This is a genomic window from Oribacterium sp. NK2B42 (genome assembly GCF_000424445.1).
In the GTDB taxonomy this organism is placed as follows: domain Bacteria; phylum Bacillota; class Clostridia; order Lachnospirales; family Lachnospiraceae; genus Oribacterium.
The window spans coordinates 44834-66131 of the sequence record NZ_KE384188.1; the positions used below are offsets into that span (position 1 = coordinate 44834).

Sequence of the window (21298 nt, forward strand, 5' to 3'; positions counted from 1 at the left end):
AGCAAAATGGTACACCGACTCCGTCCTGCCTTTATGGCATTATAATATTGCTCTTAATTGTCGATATAACTATGAGGGGGTGAAGTGTGTGAAAAAGACATTTGACAAAGGTTTTACACTGGCGGAGCTTTTGATAGCCATAGGTATAATCGGGGTTCTCGTGGCCGTGAGCATTCCCATGTTTATCAATCATCTTGAAAGAAGCAGACAGGCGGTTGATCTTGCCTCCATGCGTAATGCAAAGGCAGCAGCTGTTGTGGAATACATGATCACCGGAGTTACCGGGAAGTATTACTACTATCAAAACGGCACGGTATCAACAACAACTCCGCCATCTTCGGGATACGGAAAGTCTCACATAGATGCATCTGAATTTGCGTCTGTACTTAATGCCAGGGGAAAGCCGTATGAGAACGGCAAAGAAAAGTATGTGACTGTGATCATAGACAGCTCCAAGGATGTGTCACTGGTATGGGGCACAGTATACGGAGCGGTATGGAATTCTATAAACGGCAAGGTTGTAGATACTTCCAAGGGCGGAAACTGGTATGGCCTGGAAAAAAAGGATAAAGATAACAAGAAAGCCACATATACAAAGATCGCAAGTATACCAAATGATAAAAGAAAAGAAGCTGACATGGATATATTGACTTCCATTGCCACTTATTTCAACAACTGCAGTGACGAGACCCTGCACAACATATTGGGAAACCAGTATAACAGTATAGTGAATGGCAATGGAGGCGTGCTTTTTTCATACCAGATAGACGCAGGCGGGAGCTATTCCATAAGATTAAATCCGGATCCCGCCACCAGGAGTGTGGAGTATCTAAGCATACTTGGTTATAAACCAAGGGTATATAATCAAACATATGGTGCAGGTGATCAATTTTCCTATAGTTCTTATAATTACACCGATACCTATCTGTTTACTTCAGATGATTTTGTAAACATGATGGGAAAAGATCATCAGGTATGGATTGATATCAATTCAACAAGAACAAAGATCCGGGTAGTAAATGCACCAGGCCTGTCGGTAGAGGTACCAAGGTGATGCCTCATACCTTGGAGATGACTGGGATATGTAGGTGGCTTATTTTTTTATGGGACAGCTATAAACTGAAATTTTGCTCATGAACAAAGGCTGGCACAGGCTGCTTCTGAAAATGTTGCTGTTCCTCAGAAGCTGATCTGCTGCCCCCCTTCTCCGGTTCATCAAATTTTAATACAGACATATCGCCATAAAAAGAATGATTATGGTAAAATGTTAACCAAAAGATACATGCAGCAGAAAGGAGAGAATAATATGTCTGATAAGATTACGATGACAGCTGACAATGCATTGAAGAAACTTATGGATGGCAATAAAAGGTACGTGGAAAACAGTGAAAATCATGGCGATGTTTCATCAGCTGTCCGGCTTAAAACCTGCACAAAAGGACAGGAGCCTTTTGCAGTAGTGGTTACGTGTTCGGATTCAAGAGTAATACCGGAAACTATCTTTTCAGCAGGAATAGGTGAGGTTTTCGTCATAAGAGTTGCGGGCAATGTCATCGACGACCATCAGCTTGGAAGTATAGAGTATGCGGCAAGTCATCTGGGTACAAGACTTATCATGGTTTTGGGACATACAAATTGCGGTGCGGTAGGTGCAGCATTCCATCCGGATGACGACAATAAGTATATAAGGTTTATACTGCATGAGATCAGGTCTGCCATGGGCGATGAAACCGATCCGGACAAGGCCTGCATCCTGAATATTAAGCACAGTGTTGCCGTCATCGAGGAGAGTCTCGAGATACAGAAGGAGGAGCATGAGCACAGCCTCAAGGTTGTCGGAGCTTTATATCATATCGATACCGGTGAAGTGGAGCTGGTGTGAGTGCTGATGACAAGGATAACCGGAATCTGTTCATGAACAAAATCATTAAGGAGACTTACATGAAAAATACAAAAAATGCAATATGGACGTTCAATAAGGATATAGATTTTGAGGAGTGCGGTAAAGGCGTAAAGAGAAAGATTCTCAGTTATACCGACGAAATGATGGTAGTTGAGAATCATTTTGAAAAAGGCGGTATCGGTGCCATGCATTCCCATCCACATACCCAGATTACCTACGTAGTCAGTGGTAAGTTTGAATTCACAATAGGTGAAGAAAAGAAGATTGTAAGTGCGGGAGATACTCTTTTAAAGAAGAACGGAATTGAGCATGGCTGTGTGTGCCTTGAGGAAGGTATACTGCTTGATTGCTTTAATCCAATGAGAGATGAATTCGTAAAAGATTAATAAATTAAAGATAAAATGGCTCATCCGTTTTTGTCGGATGAGCCATTTTATCTCTCTCAAGCTTAAACTATTAACCCATCGAGAAAAGTTTGGGTATCACCTGAAAATGTCGGCATTGTTTATCCGATCCATATCTTCGCAGCAGCTAATGACACATATATTGCATCCATCTTAGTGAAGTCGATCCCGAAGGTCTTTTCCAGCTGATTGATCCTGTATTTTACAGTATTGAGATGGAGGTTCATGGTGTCTGCGGTTTTTTGTTTGGAGCAGTTAAGCTGAACATAGTGTTTTAATGTCTCGAAATATTCTGTTTTATATTCCGCGTCATACTTCAGTATCTCAAGTATTTCCGGCATGATGAAGGTTCCCGCTTTATCACCGGAACCAAGGCGTATGCATTCCTGCAGAAAGGCATCATAGTGGTCTGTGAAGTATTCGGCTTTACCGTTTCCGTTTAGAAGAGCTATGTCTGCCTGGATCGCATAGGATTTTACCAAATGTAATTTCGCAAAGGGAAGGCTGTATCCAAGCCGTACTTTTTTTCTGATAAGCCGGTCAGGTATATCATGCCCATTGCATAGAAGAATATAGCATTGGTTGCTGATTATGGCACCGACAAGCGTTGGGTCGGAGCTTCTTATATCCACAAGGAATGCCCGGAGTATCTCGATGCGTTCTTTGTCCTTAACATCAGCTTTAACTATATGATAGGGTGGCTTTCCCAGGTATCCGACATTCTCAAGGATTTTTCGTCCGGTGTGTTCTGATTCCGGTGTGTCCTGTAAGAGTAATGCCAATGCCTGCTCATAGGTGGTTCCCGGTGTTTCTGAGGAGACCCTCAGATACACGGCAGCGGCATTGCTTATATTGATGACTTCGTCTTCATTCATGTTTTCATGAAGAACAATGGTGAGCTTTCCTATGGGTCGTCTCTCGTAAATTATATCCATGATCACAATGTCTTCATCTATATGATCATCATGTAAGAAGACGGGTTTTCGATTTCCGCTTACTTTTTCCAGAAGTCCGTTATCAACCCAGGCATTAACTCTTTCCATGGTTTTGCCGGCGTCAAAATCGATGAGATAATCCCTGGCATCCGGATCATGTGATTGGGCCAGAACCCTGTAAGAGCCATCCATTATCCAAAAAGGATTTTTAATGTTTAAGGCGCAGGCATCCACGAAACTCTGCAGATCCTTTGATTTTGTTATTATTTCAAATAATTCCTGTTTATTCATAAGGATGATTATAACAAAAAAGACGGAGAAAAAGCATTTGGCATGTGCTTTTTTCCGTCTTATCTTTTCTGCCCACAATTTACTGCTCAATCCGCCGGTGATGGTTAGCTAAGATTTGACCAATGTTTCAGGAACAGTAGGGTTTAATTTTCTTTTAAGGTGATCATTCAATCAGCCTTTAGCGTAGAGTGCAGCTTCTTCACCGCAGATTCTTCCGCCTGAGAGTGCATTCATCATAGTAACACCCTCAACTAAAGGATAAGAATTATTGAACATTTCTGCAACGTCATTTCCGGCTGCATAAAGTCCCTTGATGACAGTTCCGTCATCCTTGATTACCTGAAGGTTTGAATTAACAAGAACTCCGCCGATACCACCAAGTGAAACAGGTCTTGCCTTTACTGCATAAAGTGTTCCTTCTCCAAGGCTCTTCATGTACTTAGAAGCCTTTCCGTATACAGGATCTGCACCATTTTCGCAGGATGCGTTGTAGTCTGCCAATGTCTTCTCAAGTGACTCAGCATCGATGCCCATGTTTGCTGCGAGCTCGGAAACATTTGCACCCTTAAATACGATGCCCTTTGAAACTCCGTCCTCGAGAGCAGCGCGGAATTCGGTCCAGCCTTCATCGATTGAGAACATAGGGATGGTAGGCTCATAAGCTACTGCTGTATCAACATCCAGTGCCTTTGCGCCGCCCTCTTCGAGAGCCTTTACCATATCCTCTGAGATGATTGAATAGAAATATTCACCCTGTGTAGCAGCTGCATTTGAGCAGAGTGCTGTGTCATAGTTAAGGTCTTCCGGACAGAATCTTGCTGCACGTCTGTTTACCCAAACGCTGGTAGGCATGTAGATAGCCTTTGCGATCTCATCCTTGCCCTGACCGGTCTGGATACCTGAATAAGAGGTTACACCGTGATATTGCTGGATAGTCTTGCCCTTTCCTGCACCGATGGCACGTGACATGGTAGCGCCGTCACCGGTCTGAGTACCTGTTGTAAATGTCTCAAGAGGGAATCCAACCTCTTCCTCGATCATCTCGGCATTGGCACCGAATCCGCCTGTTCCGAGAACAACTGCCTTACAGGAAATATCGTAGGTTGTGCCGTCCTTTGCAGTTGCGATAACACCTGTGATGGCATCATTCTCAGCCTTGAGTTCGGTTGCCGGTGTCTCGAAGTAAACCTGACCGCCGGCCTCTGTAAACTTATCGATAAGAGTTGTGTAGTAGCCTGCCTTGTTCTCCTGATCCTTGTAGATGTGATAGGTCTGGAAACCGTCAGCGTGAGCAGCCTGCTCTGTACCCATAAAGGTGAATTCCATTCCGTTCTCCTCGAGCCAGTCGATGGTCTCTCCGGAGCGGTTGGAAATGTTATAGAAGAGCTGTCCGTCATCCATCCAGCAGTTATAATCCTGCCAATATTTAAGAACATCAGCGGTTGTAAATGTTCCTGCAACACCTGCCTCCTGCTGATCCTTTGAATCGATACCCATAGGACCACCTGCAATGATGGATACACCACCGGGAGTTGCGGCTTTCTCCAGGAGGATTACATTGGCACCGTTCTGCTGTGCGGTAAGAGCTGCGGAAACGCCGGTTGCACCTGCACCAACTACAACTACATCTGCCTCAAGTTCCTTTACCTCAGTTGACTTGTTGGTGCCTGTATCCTTTGAAAAGCTGTCAGGATTTCCGCCGGCTGCGGTAATGGCACCCTTTACTGCCTCCATGATGGCATCAGATGTGATGGTTGCTCCGGTAACGGCATCAACAAAAGGTGTGCCGGCATCAACGATAGCCTTGGGAAGCTGCTCCAATGCTGTTGTGGCAACTTCAGGGGTTTCTGTGTTGTCGCCGATGGTTACTTCAGCTATAGCTCCATCCTTGATAACTGTGGTAACTGTCATTTTTCCGTTACGTCCGTCAACAGTGATGTCGTAGCTTCCGTCCTTAAGATCGCCGCCGGCTTCAGTGCCATCTGCCTGAGTTTCTTCGCTTGTCTCAGCGGCTGCTGTGGTTTCGCCTACAGCTTCTGTTGCAGCTTCTGTTGTACTTGCTGTTGTTGCCTCAGGAGTTCCTGTGGCAGCGCATCCTGTCATAACCATTCCTGCGATGAGAACAGTTGATATGATTTTTCTCTTCATGATATTTCTCCCGTATTTCATACTACAATAAACAACGTTAAAAAATTAACATGTACTTATAATCGCATAGCTTAATAAAAAGCGATATGTCTGTTTCGGACAAACGGGTTATTGAAAAATCATCATGGTGGCCAATGGTTATCACAATGAACCGAGACTTGGCATCGACCTGATTCCGGTCCATCAGAAGATGCGCTTTTACAGATTATCCTCACCCCATTTCTTCAAATTAAGAAGAATGGGGATGAGGCTTTTTGTTTTTTCTGTAAGATTGTATTCGACTCTTACGGGCATTTCATCGTACTGTTTTCTTTCCACAAGCCCGTCTGTTTCCAGTTCTTTCAGTGAATTGGCAAGCATAGTATTAGTGATTCCGTGAATGGAGCGTCGTAATTCTCCGTATCGCACGATATCATTTTTATCGATGACGCAAAGGATCATTATCTTCCACTTTCCGCCAATCTTATCAATTATTCTTTTTAACCCACAATTTTGTCCCGCGATATCTTCGCATAATGGTTCATGGTTCTCTTTTTTTCTCATGGTATACTTTTCCTTACCAGGTAAATAAATACTTCGTACTTGATATATTTTTCATACCACATATAATAAGGTTATCAGCTGAGAAACGCAAGTAGTCCAGTTAAAGGAAATAGCATAAGATACGAATGCAGAAAGAGGATATTGAAAATGAGAAAAGCTGTTAATGATATAGACAGATGTGTTGCCTGCGGGGTATGTGCCCTGCAGTGCCCACGAAATGCCATATCTATTTATAAAGGCTGTTATGCGGTGGTTGATACCGGTAAATGCGTGGGCTGTGGTTTATGTGAAAAGGCATGTCCTGCGGGTTCAATAAAGGTTACGGAGGTGGAAAATGGCAGTAAATAAGAAAAAGCACTGGTATGACTACCTTTGGATCTGGTCAATAATCTATTTTGCTCTTGGATTTTTCAATATCCTGTTTGCATGGCTTGGAATGATAGATTTTATTCTGCCGCTTATTTTTGCAATTGTAGGCGGAAATAAATGGTTCTGCAACCATATGTGTGGAAGAGGGCAGCTTTTCTGGGTATTGGGTAGAAATCTCAAGTGTTCAAGAGGAAAACCTGCACCTAAATGGCTGTCGTCCAAATGGTTCAGATATGGATTCCTGATATTCTTCCTCACTATGTTCGGAACAATGGTATTTCAGACATATCTGGTATTTTCCGGAGCAGGGACACTCAGGAAAGCAATAAAGTTATTCTGGACCTTCAGAGTTCCATGGAAATGGGCTTATAATGGCAGTATATTCCCTGATTGGGTTGCTCAGTTTGGATTTGGATTCTATAGTCTGATGCTCACGTCTACACTTATAGGACTTATAGTAATGGTACTGTATAAGGAGAGAACCTGGTGTTCCTTCTGTCCTATGGGAACAATGACTCAGGGTATATGCAAAATAAAAGCAAAGAAAGGCAATGAAACAGAATGACATTAAATGAAAGAGCCGTTCCAAAGAAGATGCGGAGCTCTAAAATGCAGAGATCTTAAAGCCATAACAGACGGAAAACCGTTATGCGCCTGTGATGATTGTGTGAGGAATGCAGTCATGATCTATGGCGAGTTTATGGGATTATAATTAGGAAAAATACATTCAGTCGACGAAATAAAGCGGAAGGTCTGTCCCGTTATGGGACAGACCTTCCGTCTGTTGTGTGTATTAATCTATATTTGTTAAGCGAGTCAGGAGAGCTGAGATGGCTTTTCTACTTTGTAATCTGACCAGCTGCTAAGCTTGTTAGCGCCTGACAGATCTACGATTTCTTTATAGTCACCGGTTACTGTTACAGTGTAGTTTGAATCGCCGGATACTATTACATTTCCGTCCTTATCTACGATGGTCACAGTCTTGCCGGAGGCATCAACGATCTTACCTTCTGAGTAAAGATTTGTAACAGTTGAGTTATCTGTAACAGTCCAGGTTGAAGTGCTGTCGATGTAAACAGAAGCGTAGCCGTTTCCTCCGTTACCTGCATCAGACTCATCGTCCACGAAGGCACCCTTAAGTGTTGAGCCTTCAGTCATGTAGAAGTCAAGCTGAGAGATGGAATCCCAGATGACATTACCCTCCATGTCCTGAGAGATGGCTGTAAATGTTGTGTCTGCGCCGTTTGCTCCTGTGCTTCCCCATCCGCGCTCGTTACTGTTTCCGGTAACTCTGAGGAAGAAGTCATTGTCTTCAGCATAGGTAATGTCTACATCTTTCAAAGTGAATGTGGACTGGGTATTTGTTGAGTAGAACATGCCGCCGTTCTTTGCTGTAAGTGTACCGCCGTCCATCTCGAAGACGGAATTACCTGCTTCTGAGTCTCCGGACATGGACTGATAGAGGATGACATTCCATGTAAGCTTGTTCTGTGAAAGGTCAGCCATGTTACCTGAAAGGTCACAGTTGAAAAGTCTGATCTCATTGTCACCTTCGATACAGATGGCTTCTGAACCGTTTGCTGTAAGGGTTGCTCCGTTAATGCTTATGTCGGCAGTTGAGTATACAGCCGGAGAACCGCTTCCGTTTGAAACATAGGTTCCGCCGTCCACAACCATCTTTCCGCCGCCTCTGTCAGAACGGATGGCTGCTGAAGACTCGCCGTTTGTGGTTACAGTATCATTCCAGGCATAGAGTGTTCCGCCGCCGGCTACGTGGATACCTCCGGAGGTGTCCTTTGCAGTTGTGATGGTTGTATCAGCCACGTAGCTGACACCCTTATCGTAGGCAAATACGCCTGCGCCGCCCTTTGCATCGGTTGTGATGGTTGAGTTTGAAACATAAGCTGTACCGTCTGTTGCAAGAACAGCCGCACCCACACCGTAGAAGGAACTTGTGTCACCACCGGTTGAATCAGAGGAGTTTCTTGTGATGTTTGCGTTCTTGATGGTGGCGGTTGCACCGTTTGATACGAGAACTGCATTCTGATCTGTTCCTGTTGATTCGATGTTTCCTGTGAGCTCTGCGTCTGAAGTTATATCATTTACAGAAGAATAGCTTTCGGGTTTAGAGGATCCGCCGCCGGGCATTCCTCCCGGACCACCCTGGCCGTTTCCGCCGGGCATTCCGCCGGGGCCGCCCTGACCATTACCTCCGGAACCGCCGTGCCCGTCAGCAGGATCAAAATCACCGCCGCTATTTATGCCGCCGGGGCCATCGTGGTCATTTCCATCCGGAGCGCCCTGACCACCTTCACCATTCGGGCCGCCCTGAAAATTGCCGTCGGGACCACCCTGGCCGTTTTCGCCGTGACCGTTTTCACCGTTTTGCGCGCCCTGACCATCAGGTCTGTTGCTCTGCATAGCATTTCCTGAGTTATCCTGTGTTGCTTCAACAGTAGTTGCTGTTGTTGAAGAAGCTGATGAGCCGCATGAGCTAAGCATTATAGATGCTGTAAGTAATGTTGTTGCTGTGATAGCAATATTTTTTCTTTTCATTTTTTTATCCTTTATAGTTATAGAGTGTATTTGTCTGACGAAGCGTTTTTGCTTTCGATGGGCATACTATATATCCGAAAGCTTAAACTATGCTGAAACAAAAAAATAAAGTGAAAAGTTTTTTGCTATGGTAAACCATTTGGTATTTCTCCAAATGGTTGTAAATCAATTCCGGTGGGTAAAACAGGATATCATTCTTGACAGTAAATCTATACATTTTAGTAAACTTGCATTAGAATAAGTAACAGACGGTTTACTTATCAGAGGTACATAATTCCCCCTCCGGACTGTTAATCTTTCCGGATAAAGGAGTTGCTGCAAAACTGATTTGTAAATTCTACAGAAACAATTAAGCCGAAGGTAGGTCATGCCCCGGACCATCTGATGGATTGGATCCAATGCTCAGTAAGGACAGGGCGGCTACCGATTTCAGACAAAAAGGAGATGACAACACAAATGAATGCTTCTGAATTAAAGGAATTGAAGCTCAAAGCTGTTGAAGTAAGAAAAGGTATTCTTACAGCCACACACGGTGCTAAGTCCGGACATCCCGGCGGAAGTCTTTCCTCTGCAGAGATGTTTACCTATCTGTATTTTAAGGAAATGAATATCGATCCGAAGAACCCTAAATGGGAAGATCGCGATCGTTTTGTTCTTTCAAAGGGTCATACTGCACCGGGTCTTTACTCGGCTCTCGCTCTCCGTGGTTTCTTCCCTGTAAGCGATCTTCCTAATCTTCGCCACATAGATTCTTATCTGCAGGGACACCCGAATATGAACACTGTACCGGGCGTTGATATGTCGACCGGTTCTCTCGGACAGGGTATTTCTGCTGCAGCCGGAATGGCAAAGGGCGCAAAATATCTTGGAAAAGATATACGTGTTTATACACTTCTTGGTGATGGTGAACTTGAGGAAGGACAGGTTTGGGAAGCTACAATGTTTGCTGCTCACTACAAACTTGACAATTTCTGCATCATCGTTGACCTTAACGGTCTGCAGATCGATGGCAGAACCAAAGATGTCATGAATACAGCTCCTGTTGATGCAAAATTCGAAGCATTTGGCTGCAAAGTTATCACCATTGATGGTGACGATTTTGAGCAGATCGAGAAGGCATTTGATGCTTTCCACAAGAACGCAGGCTCCGAGAAACCGACTGTAATTCTTATGAAGACCACAAAGGGCAAGGGTGTTTCCTACATGGAAGACCAGGCCGGCTGGCACGGCAAGGCTCCTAATGATGCAGAGTATGAACAGGGTATGGCTGAACTTGAGGCTGCCCGCAAAGAAATTGAGGAGGCGTAAATCATGGCAGATGTAAAGAAAGTCGCTACACGTGACAGCTACGGTAATGCATTAAAAGAGCTCGGCGCTACTGCAACAGATCTCGTTGTTCTCGATGCGGATCTTGCAGGCGCTACCAAGACCGGTATATTCCAGAAAGCTTTTCCGGATCGTCATTTTGACTGTGGTATTGCCGAGTGTAATATGACAGATGTCGGTGCCGGTCTCGCAGCAATGGGACTTGTACCCTTTGTTTCCACTTTCGCAATGTTTGCAGCAGGACGTGCTTATGAGCAGGTTCGCAACACCATCGGTTATCCTCATCTGAATGTTAAGATCGGTGCTACACACGGTGGAATTTCTGTAGGTGAGGACGGCGCTTCACACCAGTGCTGTGAGGACTTTGCCCTTATGCGCACCATCCCGGGTATGACTGTTATGTGCCCTTCAGATGATGTTGAGGCAAGGAAGATGGTTAAGGCTGCCTATGAAATGAAAGGCCCTGTTTATATGCGTTTCGGCCGTGCCGCAACACCTGTATTCCACAGTGAAGACTATAAGTTTGAGATCGGTAAGGGCGAAGTGCTGAATGAAGGTACAGATGTAGCCATCATTGCTACAGGCATCATGGTACCGGAAGCTATCGAGGCATGTAAGACACTTAAGGACAAGGGTGTTTCTGTTTATCTCATCAATATGCCTACCATTAAGCCGATTGATGAAAAGCTTATCCTTGATGCAGCAGAGAAGTGCGGAAAGATCGTAACCGTGGAGGAGCACAATATCATCGGTGGTCTCGGAGAGGCTGTATGCTCCGTACTTGCAGAAAATCATCCTGTACCGGTTAAGCGTGTAGGTGTTAATGATGAGTTCGGACACTCAGGACCTGCCGGAGAGCTTCTCAAAGCTTTCGGTTTATGTGCTGACAACATTGTAGAGCAGGCACTTGCACTTATTGAGAAAACAAAATGATAATAGTCAGAAGCATGTTTTATTAAACATGCTTCTATGAACAAAATGAAAGACGGCTCTCTATCGCATAGAGAACCGTCTTTTTTTTAGCTGAATTTTCTTTCCGGAAGACTCTTGGGCCTGTACTGGATATTACTAACCTGATATACAGTAACAAAGGCCTGGGGATCCACAGTATCAAGAAATGTCATAAGCTTCTGGAACTCATGCTTGTCCACAATGGTGATGATCTCTTCGTGCTCATCGAGGTGATAAGCGCCGATTGCTTTATAAATGGTAGCACCACTGTGAAGATCATTAAGGATAAACTGTCTTATTTCATCATTCTTTGGAGAAACGATGCAGACACGACGTTTCAGGTTATGGTCAAATATAAAATGATCCAGCACGATACCATTGAGATATGTTCCCAAGAGGCTTAGCACTACTGTTTTTACATCATATGCAAGATATGAGGATAATGCTATGCAGATTCCGGCAGCCGACAAAGCCTTTCCCATTTCGATACGGAAATACTTGTTTAGGATCTTTGCCACGATATCAAGTCCACCGGAGGAAGCATTTCTGTTGAAAAGGATGGCGAGGCCAATGCTCACCATGAAAGTATAGCATATGACATCAAGAAGTGAATCCCCGGTAAGTGAGGAAATCGCAGGAAAAAGCTTTTCAAAAATCCAGAGATATATGGGAAGCAGGATGGAAGTATATACTGTTTTGTAACCAAACTCACTTCCACAGGTGAAGAAACCTATGATGAGAAGGATGACATTCAAAAACATGGTTATCTGTGACATGGTGAAGGGTACAAAGTTAACCAGTACTATGGCAAGACCGGAAATGCTGCTGATGGATGCATGAGTAGGTATGAGTAAGAAATATACGGCAGCGGCAATGATGGCGGTTGCAAAAGATAAGATAAACAGTTCCTTTATGGTTGACAATATTTTCATGATGATCCTCTATAAACACATATTTTAATAATCTGTTCCGGAAATATAAATTGCGATCTGTCCGGATCGAAACGGTAGCCATAGAAATATCTTCAAATTATAGCGCGTATATTCTAGCACCAAATCATCACAAAACCAAAACCTAAAGAAAAAATCACAACTCCATGGCGGGATTGTGATAAAGTAAGAAGTGAAAGATAAAGCATTCGGAGTAAGCATCGCGCAATATTTTACAATATAAGGAGGGTCAGGAGATGTACACTGCCGGCGAAAACAGATATGAAAAAATGGAGTACAACAGATGTGGAAATTCGGGACTGAAGCTCCCTAAGGTTTCACTGGGACTCTGGCATAATTTCGGAGATACGGGAAATTATGAGAACATGGTCAACATGTGTACCACAGCATTCGATAACGGAATAACTCATTTTGATCTTGCCAACAACTACGGACCTCAGCCGGGTAGCGCAGAGACCAACTTTGGGAGGATAATGAAGAATGTCTTTCCGGGTTACAGAGATGAACTGGTCATTTCCACTAAGGCCGGATATGATATGTGGCCGGGACCTTACGGGAACTGGGGAAGCAGAAAATATCTGATAGCAAGCCTTGATCAGTCCCTTAAGAGAATGGGACTTGAATATGTAGATATCTTCTATCATCACAGGATGGATCCGGAAACTCCTCTGGAGGAGACCATGGGAGCTTTGGAGCAGATTGTAAGAAGCGGTAAAGCTCTGTACGTTGGATTATCGAACTATAACGGTGAGACTCTGGAAAAAGCTTCAGCAATCCTTAGTGACCTCAGGGTTCCGTTTGTCATCAATCAGAACAGATACAGTATTCTCGACAGAACTATCGAAAAGAATGGCCTTAAGGAGAAGGCTAAAGAACTCAGAAAAGGCATTATCTGTTTTTCTCCTCTTGCCCAGGGATTACTTACAGACAGGTATCTGGATGACATCCCTGCTGACAGCCGAATCCGTACAGATGGAAGATTTCTGAAAGAAAGTACGGTTATGGAAAAGAGGAACGCTGTCAGAAAGCTTAATGAAATTGCCGCACAGCGCGGCCAGAAGCTGTCGGAAATGGCGCTTTCCTGGATACTTAGGGATGATTGCATAACCTCGGTTCTTGTAGGTGCATCAAGGCCAAGCCAGATATTAGAGAATATAAAGGCTTTGGAAAACACCACATTTACTAAGGAAGAACTGGACAGGATCGATGACCTTGCCGGCTTTGGGAGCACATGGTAAGGCTGCATCATCCATTTATGCTGACTTTATCTCCGACCATGGGGCATGGAATAGGAGAATGTACGTACTAAGGATGTTGACCTTCTTCCGGTGTCATATGATTATACATCGATAATTTTTTAACGTATTCAAACCACATGGTAAATGATATACTATTACCATGTGGTTTTTGTTATGAAAAAAATTTTTATGAAAGCGGGTAACTGCCATGGAGAATTAAAAGTCCCCGTTGATTGCGATCTGTTCGTTTATAGTAGATAAACGGAATCTGTTCTTTCTGATCTATGGGATCCTCATGATCTTTTCCTTTTTTTCACAGAACTGGGTGTCGGTGGAAAATGATCTTTCCGCCTACCTTAGTGAAGACACAGAAACCAGGCAGGCCATGAATCTCATGGAGAAAGAGTATACCACCTTCGGTTCCGCCAAGGTTATGGTATCCAACATCTCTCTAAGAGAGGCTTTTACAGTGTGCGATACCATCAGAGAGACCCCCGGGGTATATGAGGCGGGCTTTCTGCCGGAGTACCTGAATCCGGCATCGGGAGAGGTGGCAAAAGAAGGCGAGGAGCTCACCATAGATGAGATACGGGAACATTATAATGATTCCTCCGCTCTCTTCGAGGTAGTTTTCAAATACCCGCAGGAAGATGATCGCTGTCTGGATTCCCTGAACAGTCTGAAGGAGAAGCTAAGCTCCTATGACCTGCATGTTTCAACTACCCTGGGAGATGTGCAGGCGGAAGCCATTGAAGAAGAAATGAAGGTGATCATCGTTATAGTGGCAGCGGTTGTGGTTCTGGTGCTGATCCTCACCTCTGAGACCTTCGGTGAGGTGCCGGTACTTCTTCTTACTTTTGTTTGTGCAGCCTTTATCAACAAAGGAACCAACTACATGATGGGAACCATTTCCTTCGTTTCCAACTCTGTGGCCATCGTTCTGCAGCTGGCGCTTTCCATTGACTATGCCATCATTTTCTGTAACCATTTCAAGGAGCAGAGGCAATACTATGATACCCGCGATGCGGTCATCATTGCCCTCAGTCATTCCATCCCGGAGATTTCCTCAAGCTCCCTTACTACGGTTTCCGGACTTCTGGCGCTTCTTTTCATGGGCTATGGACTCGGAAGGGATCTGGGACTTACCCTCACAAAATCCATCATCATAAGCCTTCTCGCGGTATTCACTCTGATGCCGGGTCTCCTTGTGCTGTTTTCCGATATAATGATGAAAACCAAACACAAGAACCTGGTTCCGAAGATACCCTTCGTGGGGAAATTCGCCTACGCTACAAAGGCATTCATCCCTCCTGTATTTCTGGTGGTCATTCTGGCAGGCTACTTCATTTCCTCCAAGTGCCCCTACGTTTACGGCTACTTAAATCTGAAGACTCCTATACGGAGTGCCTCCCAGATCACGGAAGACATGATCAGGGACACCTTCGGCAGCAGCAACATGATCGCCATCAATGTTCCAAGCCATGACTACTACAAGCTTTCCCGGATCGCGAACTCTCTGGAGGCTATGCCCGAAGTAAAGAGCGTTACCTCCCTCGCCAATACCGAGGCCAAGGGCGGATATATGGTTTCCCAGCCTTTGACTCCGAGACAGTTTTCGGAAATGGCGGATCTTGACTATGATGTGGCTGCCATGGTTTATGGTATGTACGCTTCCGACAAGGCTGAGTATGGACACATCATCGGAGGCATCGACAAGTACAGGATACCCTTCCTGGATATATTCATGTTCCTTCATGACAAGATCGATGAAGGCTATGTGGAGCTTAGTGAAAAAGAGCGGGCAGACATAGATGACACCTTTGATAAGATCATAATGGGGAAGAAACAGCTAAGAGGTGAAAACTATGAACGAATGCTGGTGTATCTGAACCTTCCGGAGGAGAGCGGGGAAACCTTCACCTTCCTAAAGGGACTCCACAGGGAGATCGATCCTGTGTTTGAGGAGGAAATGGACAATAATCCGGAGCTAAATGTTTATATCGTGGGTGAATCCACTTCCGAGATGGATCTGGGTGCCCAGTTTGAAACGGATAATGTCGTGGTCTCGGTGGTTTCACTTCTCTTTGTACTTGTGATCCTTCTCTTTACCTTTAATTCCGTGGGTATGCCTATCCTTCTCATCATGGTCATCGAGGGTTCTATCTTCATAAACTTCTCCTTCCCGGCTGTTATGAAGGAAAACATTTTCTTTATCAGCTACCTTATCGTTTCGTCAATTCAGATGGGTGCCAATATCGATTACGCCATAGTCATTGGCTCCCGCTATGATGAAAACAGAAAGACCATGGGCCGTAAGGAAGCCATCATTGAAACAATTAATTTTGCCTTCCCCACCATCATTACCTCAGGCTCCATCCTGGCAATTGCAGGAACCGTTATCGGATTCCTGACCTCCGACGGTGCCATAGCCGGCATCGGGCAGTGTCTCGGACGTGGTACCTTGCTTTCCATGTTACTGGTACTGTTTGTTCTACCGCAGATCCTTCTCCTTGGTGACAAGATCATCGCCATGACTAAGTTCTCTGTTGCAAGGCCTATAAGAGCCAGGGCTGAGAGCGGTATCATCAGAGTTGACGGCCGTATCCACGGTCATATCGACGGGCAGATCCTCGGTACGGTGCATGGCATCGTCCGCGGAGATGTGCGGGCTTCCATCATTTCCGGAGACATACAGAAGCTTGCTGATAATGAAGGACAGAATATAGAGGAGTATCTTGAACATGAAGAAAATGAGTAAAAAAATAATACAGACAGCTCTCCTCTTTATGATGACCCTCGTAGTGCCGGTGACTGCTCCCGGCGTGCTCCTTGCGGCAGAAGGGGAGGAGTCCCGGACCTTTGAGATAAATAACATGGAGGACTACAAAAGCTTTGCAAGAAGCTGCCGGGTTGATGTCTGGTCCAATGGCATGACCGTCAACCTGAACACGGATCTTGATTTTTCGGATGAAAGCACCTTCCCGGCTGTTGCCTGTTTTAATGGAAGCTTCCTGGGAAATGACCATAAGATCACAAATGTGAGATCCGGGAATCCTTTGTTTCGTACTATCGGTTCCACAGGCACGGTGAAGGATCTGGAGCTTTCATCTGTCGTTGACTCGGAGAGGGATAAAACCGCTGCCTTCGTGTCGGAAAACTATGGTCTTGTTGAGAATGTAACAGTTAACAGCAATGTTAACGGAAAGACCACCACAGGTATCCTGTCAGCCATAAACTGTGACACCGGCATCATCAGGGCATGCCGAGTGTCAGGAAACATAGAGGCTGACAATGCTACCGGCGCCTTCGCAGGAAGAAACGAAGGACTCATTGAGGACTGCAGCAGCTCTGCAAGGGTCAATGCTTCAGTCCGGGACACCAGCGTTTCCACCGAGGACATCAAGGATATCCTGGAAACCATACTTATCACCCGAAGCATTAACAATGTTGAAAATTTCAAAAACAGGGTAGATACCGGAGGGATAGCCGGATATAACCTGAGGACCGGAACCATACGAAACTGTGAATCCACCGGCGTAACCGGATACAATCATATCGGCTACAATACCGGCGGTATCGCGGGGAGAAACGGCGGAGCCATCGAGAATTCCGTAAATAAAGGCTCTGTTTTCGGTCGGAAGGATACCGGAGGCATCGCCGGGCAGCAGCAGCCGGAGATCATCGTAGACTTTTCAAAGGATGTGCTTTCCTCTCTTTCGGACGAGATCGACCAGATAAACCTCCTGGTGACGGATACACTGAATACCACAGAAGGCATAACCAACAGTACCTATGACCGTCTGAACGGCATCTCCAAGACCCTTACGGAGGTTAAAAACTCCACCAATACCATGTACAATGCTTCCCTGGAGCGTTTTGACGAGCTGGCGGACACCATTAACTCCAGCACGGACACCCTGCTTAATGCAGCCGGGGACATAGGAGATGACATGGACTATGTGGATGACAGCCTGAGGGACTTAAGCCGGATGTCTGATGATCTCAGCGCTTCCATGGACGATCTGGCATATGCATTTTCCCTGTCCGATACGGATAAGGAAGCATTGGCTGCCAGGAATAACCAGATCCGGGAGGATCTTAATTACAGCAGTGCCTTTGTGTCCGAGGTACAGAACCATCTCCTGCCTGAGGTGCCGGAGGCAAGACAGGCAAGGGTTAATGAGGGTGCCACCCGCATCAACCGGCTTGTCAGTAATGTACGTGCCACCCGCACTATGCTTGAGGGACTTCGCAGGCAGAGGGAGTTAATAGCTAACGGAAGTGTTCAGACTGATTTCAATAAACGGAGCGCAGCTCTTGATGCATCAGTCAGCGATATCCTTGATTCCCTTGAGGATATGGACAGCGCCACCACAGGTCTTTCCAGATTCAGTTCGTCTCTGGGGGGAACCCTTACGGACATTTCAAACAGCATTAACATAAACGTACAAAGCAGTCCCGTGATCCGGGCAGCAGGGGACAATCTTTATGCCCAGCTTGACAGTCTCTCAACCCAGCTTGACAGCTTAAGTGCCTTTGGACGCGATGACAGTATGGAGGTTCTCAGCAACCTTTCTGACATCAATAAGCGTTTTGACAGCATGACAGAGCTTCTGAAAAATGAGCGTGAGCGCCTTAATAACCTTGCGGATAACGGTGGGATATTCAATGACACCTCTGCTCCGGGAAACTCCACATCCCGGATCACGGGCTGCAGAAATTCCGGCAACGTTTCCGGCGATATAGGAGTTGGCGGCATCGCAGGAACCATAGGCATAGAGTATGACCTTGATCCCGAAAAGGATATAATCAGGTCCCATGACCGCTCCCTTGATTACAGCTTCGGAGCCTCAGCGACGATCGTGGATTCCGAGAATCGCGCCGGTATCGAGGGCCGCGGAAATTACATCGGAGGAATCTGCGGAAAGCTGGAGCTTGGGTACCTCTCGGGAAATCAGAATACCGGAGACGTAAAATCCAAAAGCGGACACTTTGTAGGAGGAATCGCCGGATACTCCGACGGAACCCTTGACAAAAACACCGCTAGATGCCGCATCACCGGAGAAAAGAATGTGGGCGGTATCGCCGGTTACGGAACCAACCTTACCTACAACAGTGCTGCTGTCACCATCCTGGAGGATGAGGAGTACGCAGGCTCTGTTGCCGGAAGGATCGACAAGCTTGACCCCGATGCTGTGTGGGGTAATGTTTACTTCGGAGGCAGCTTAGGCGCCATCGATAACATTGACTACGCCGGAATGGCTGAAGCTTCACAGACTCCTTTGGGAACTCTGCTTGTAAAGTTTATGCTGGGAGGAAATATCCTGGATATACAGGAAGTGACTCCCGGAACTATCCTTAAGGACGTGAAATTTCCAGAGACAGAGCAGAAGGAAGGCTTTTTTATACGGTGGGATCAGCCCATGGACACAGTCATCGAAGATGACCTTGTGGTCAAGGCATCCTATTATCTTCCGGTGGCTCTCCTTAATTCTCCGGCGAACTACAAGGACAGCAGCCAGCCACTACTCATGGTTGACGGGCAGTTCATGGAGGATGATGTTCTTTCGTTTGATATGCCGGAGGAAAATCATTATATAGTGGAGATTCCTGAGGACGGATTAAGTGAACGTAAGATCCGGGTACACAAACCTGACTGGAAAAACTACAGCTTCACTGTAAACGGTAAGGCTCAGGCAACAGAAGATTTTGGAGACTACCTTATCTTCGTTACAGGTGAAAAAAAGATTGATATACGGATGATAAAGGATCAGCTCCCCTGGAGGCAAATAGCGTTGACCTTCGGTGTTGTGGCACTGGTGATACTGCTGATCTTTGCCGCAGGCAGATTCAGGAAGAAAAAGCAGATTAAGAAAACTCCGACTGAGTGAGGCAAAAAAGATGACTGAAAAATTCCAAAAATAAGCTAAAATTGCGAGATAATTGGAGAAAAATGGTGTTTTTATCAAAAAATCTCCAATTATATGCGATTTACGGACCATCTGGGACGGTTCTCTTCGACGAGAATCGTCCCGAATGGTTTTTCAAAAACTTAAAGGACCGGTTCTTAATCAATGTGAAAAGAATCGGTCCTTATTACTATGGCTCAAACAAATCATCCATTGTAATGACGTTTGAAATATGTTCAGTGTGAGCCGTGCCGGAAAGTCCCATTGCTGATATCATTACTATTTTTAAAGCATCTTTTGTCCCGGTTTTCTGCTGATAGATATCTCTTTTTCGTATAAGCGATAAATCAACATCCTTTGTCATCACAAATGGGTGCTCGGTACACTTTATCTCACATATATTTGTGATCTTGTCGGCTCGTTCGATAACCAGATCAATCTGAACACTATCTTTTTGTTCGAGATTGCTCCAAGGGAAAGACGAAGTTTTCACCCCGGAGATACCAAGAGCTTTTTTTATCTGAGCAATGTGAAACCAACATAAGGTTTCAAAAGCATGGCCTCTCCAATTTGAGTAGGCACCTGTGTTTGATATCAGGTCATCATAGCAGCTAAGTTTATTATCTTGTGACAGGAAATGGTAATGAAACATCAGAAATGGGTCAACAAGCTGCAGATAAAGAGGGTTTCCAGATTCATAATTCCGTTTGTATTCGGCTATATAACCACATTTTACCAAGTCTTCAGTGGCTCTTGAAAATGAACCGACAGACACATTCAGTTCAGTCTGACAATCAGATTTTTTCATCCCGTACAGATGCTGAGAAAGAAGATGTAATATATTTTCATATATCGGAGATTTTTTGAGTGTGGCCTCCAGTAATCTGATTGTTTCGTCTTTTAGTATTGCGGATTGACGAAATAGTAGTCTGTCAATGTTTTGTCCGAAACTTTCATCACCATTCAATAAATCCATAAAATACGGCAAGCCACCGAATACCATTTGACATTCTAGTATTTGCTCTCGTGACCATCCAAATTCTCTATCCTTAAAAAATGATTCAGATTCCGCTAGGCTGAACGGTTTAAGAAATATTTGTGCTGTAACTCTATGATATAAACTGCCGGTGTTGTCAATGACGTTTTTAATAATCCACGAGGTGGCAGAACCGCACATTATAAATAAAATATCTCCGTGCTGTGTGCCGCATCTGTTCCAGAATTCTTCAAATGCCAAAAGAAAGTCGGATTTTGCAGTGGCAAACCAGGGGAATTCATCAAAGAAAACTATTTTTTTATTATGTGGTGAAAGTATAATGTTCTCTCCGGATAATATTTCCTCTAATCTTGAAAAAGCTTCAAACCAATCTTTTGGAGTGGAATTAGTCTTGGCACCGGCTGCAATAAGTCTTTGGTTAAAAGCTTTAAGCTGTTGGCGTGTATTACCTTTTTCCAGTCCGGTAGCCCGGAAGGCAAAGTAATCCCCGAAGGTCTGTTCAACTAAAAAAGTTTTGCCAACACGTCTTCTGCCATAAACACATACCAGCTCAGATTTGCTTGATCTATCACATTGCTCCAATTCTCTTTTTTCAAGCTTTCTACCTATGATTTTCATCTTGTTCATCCTTAATTGAAAAATTATGTCCCTATAAGGATTATACAAAAATTCCAAAAATAAGCAATAATTGCGAGATAAATGGAAAAATCTTTATAAAAAAGGCGAAAATCTCCAAATATATGAGCTTTATTCAATATTTTAGTTTTACAAACAATCC

At 44.8% G+C, this 21298-nt stretch carries 16 protein-coding genes; 10 read left to right on the forward strand and 6 right to left on the reverse strand.

Translation table 11 applies throughout. The features are described 5' to 3' along the window. Window positions 1–88: 88 nt before the first annotated feature. From G625_RS21655 to G625_RS0116305, 3 genes are all read left to right on the forward strand, one after another. Window positions 89–1054 (forward strand): pilin, encoded by a 966-nt coding sequence (locus tag G625_RS21655; protein WP_049895974.1) that lies wholly within the window; start codon window positions 89–91, stop codon window positions 1052–1054. Between the two features lie 252 nt (window positions 1055–1306). Further along, window positions 1307–1882: a carbonic anhydrase gene (locus G625_RS0116300; RefSeq protein ID WP_029201940.1), complete on the forward strand. Its 576-nt coding sequence runs from the start codon at window positions 1307–1309 to the stop codon at window positions 1880–1882. A 59-nt stretch (window positions 1883–1941) separates the two neighbouring features. Beyond that, on the forward strand, window positions 1942–2289 hold the full coding sequence (locus tag G625_RS0116305) for a cupin domain-containing protein (RefSeq protein ID WP_029201941.1): 348 nt from the start codon (window positions 1942–1944) through the stop codon (window positions 2287–2289). A gap of 119 nt (window positions 2290–2408) precedes the next feature. On the opposite strand, the gene G625_RS0116310 is transcribed toward G625_RS0116305, so the two are convergent. The 3 genes from G625_RS0116310 to G625_RS0116320 all read right to left on the reverse strand — a co-directional run bounded on the left by G625_RS0116310 (window position 2409) and on the right by G625_RS0116320 (window position 6224). Next, a complete protein-coding gene (locus tag G625_RS0116310) occupies window positions 2409–3533 on the reverse strand; it encodes a helix-turn-helix domain-containing protein (RefSeq protein ID WP_156885164.1) in 1125 nt (374 codons plus the stop codon). A 171-nt stretch (window positions 3534–3704) separates the two neighbouring features. Beyond that, on the reverse strand, window positions 3705–5681 hold the full coding sequence (locus tag G625_RS0116315; RefSeq protein WP_029201943.1) for an FAD-dependent oxidoreductase: 1977 nt from the start codon (window positions 5679–5681) through the stop codon (window positions 3705–3707). 198 nt (window positions 5682–5879) lie between these two features. After that, window positions 5880–6224, reverse strand: coding sequence for a winged helix-turn-helix transcriptional regulator (locus G625_RS0116320; RefSeq protein ID WP_029201944.1), 345 nt, complete (start codon window positions 6222–6224; stop codon window positions 5880–5882). Window positions 6225–6371: 147 nt separating this feature from the next. Between G625_RS0116320 and G625_RS0116325 the strand changes: the two genes are divergently transcribed. Both G625_RS0116325 and G625_RS0116330 read left to right on the forward strand, forming a co-directional pair. Then, window positions 6372–6572: a 4Fe-4S binding protein gene (locus tag G625_RS0116325; RefSeq protein ID WP_029201945.1), complete on the forward strand. Its 201-nt coding sequence runs from the start codon at window positions 6372–6374 to the stop codon at window positions 6570–6572. Further along, a complete protein-coding gene (locus tag G625_RS0116330) occupies window positions 6559–7158 on the forward strand; it encodes a 4Fe-4S binding protein (protein ID WP_029201946.1) in 600 nt (199 codons plus the stop codon). Before G625_RS0116325 ends, G625_RS0116330 begins: the two co-directional genes overlap by 14 nt. Before the next feature lie 251 nt (window positions 7159–7409). Here the strand turns inward: G625_RS0116330 and G625_RS20570 are convergent, their stop codons facing one another. Continuing rightward, window positions 7410–9149, reverse strand: coding sequence for a hypothetical protein (locus G625_RS20570; RefSeq protein WP_049895975.1), 1740 nt, complete (start codon window positions 9147–9149; stop codon window positions 7410–7412). Window positions 9150–9605: 456 nt separating this feature from the next. Between G625_RS20570 and G625_RS0116340 the strand changes: the two genes are divergently transcribed. Next, window positions 9606–10457 (forward strand): transketolase, encoded by an 852-nt coding sequence (locus G625_RS0116340; protein ID WP_029201947.1) that lies wholly within the window; start codon window positions 9606–9608, stop codon window positions 10455–10457. Between the two features lie 3 nt (window positions 10458–10460). Next, complete coding sequence (locus G625_RS0116345) at window positions 10461–11408, forward strand: transketolase family protein (protein ID WP_029201948.1); 948 nt, start codon at window positions 10461–10463, stop codon at window positions 11406–11408. 86 nt (window positions 11409–11494) lie between these two features. On the opposite strand, the gene G625_RS0116350 is transcribed toward G625_RS0116345, so the two are convergent. Further along, on the reverse strand, window positions 11495–12358 hold the full coding sequence (locus tag G625_RS0116350; protein ID WP_029201949.1) for a YitT family protein: 864 nt from the start codon (window positions 12356–12358) through the stop codon (window positions 11495–11497). Between the two features lie 254 nt (window positions 12359–12612). Here G625_RS0116350 and G625_RS0116355 point away from each other — a divergent pair, with 254 nt between their 5' ends. The 3 genes from G625_RS0116355 to G625_RS0116365 all read left to right on the forward strand — a co-directional run bounded on the left by G625_RS0116355 (window position 12613) and on the right by G625_RS0116365 (window position 19505). After that, entirely contained in the window at window positions 12613–13614 is a 1002-nt protein-coding gene (locus G625_RS0116355; RefSeq protein WP_029201950.1) for an aldo/keto reductase, read from the forward strand. A gap of 295 nt (window positions 13615–13909) precedes the next feature. After that, on the forward strand, window positions 13910–16372 hold the full coding sequence (locus tag G625_RS0116360) for an MMPL family transporter (protein ID WP_084152965.1): 2463 nt from the start codon (window positions 13910–13912) through the stop codon (window positions 16370–16372). After that, complete coding sequence (locus tag G625_RS0116365; protein ID WP_029201952.1) at window positions 16356–19505, forward strand: hypothetical protein; 3150 nt, start codon at window positions 16356–16358, stop codon at window positions 19503–19505. The genes G625_RS0116360 and G625_RS0116365 overlap by 17 nt, the downstream gene beginning before the upstream one ends. Before the next feature lie 208 nt (window positions 19506–19713). On the opposite strand, the gene G625_RS0116370 is transcribed toward G625_RS0116365, so the two are convergent. Further along, window positions 19714–21138 (reverse strand): AAA family ATPase, encoded by a 1425-nt coding sequence (locus G625_RS0116370; protein ID WP_029201953.1) that lies wholly within the window; start codon window positions 21136–21138, stop codon window positions 19714–19716. Window positions 21139–21298: the final 160 nt, after the last annotated feature.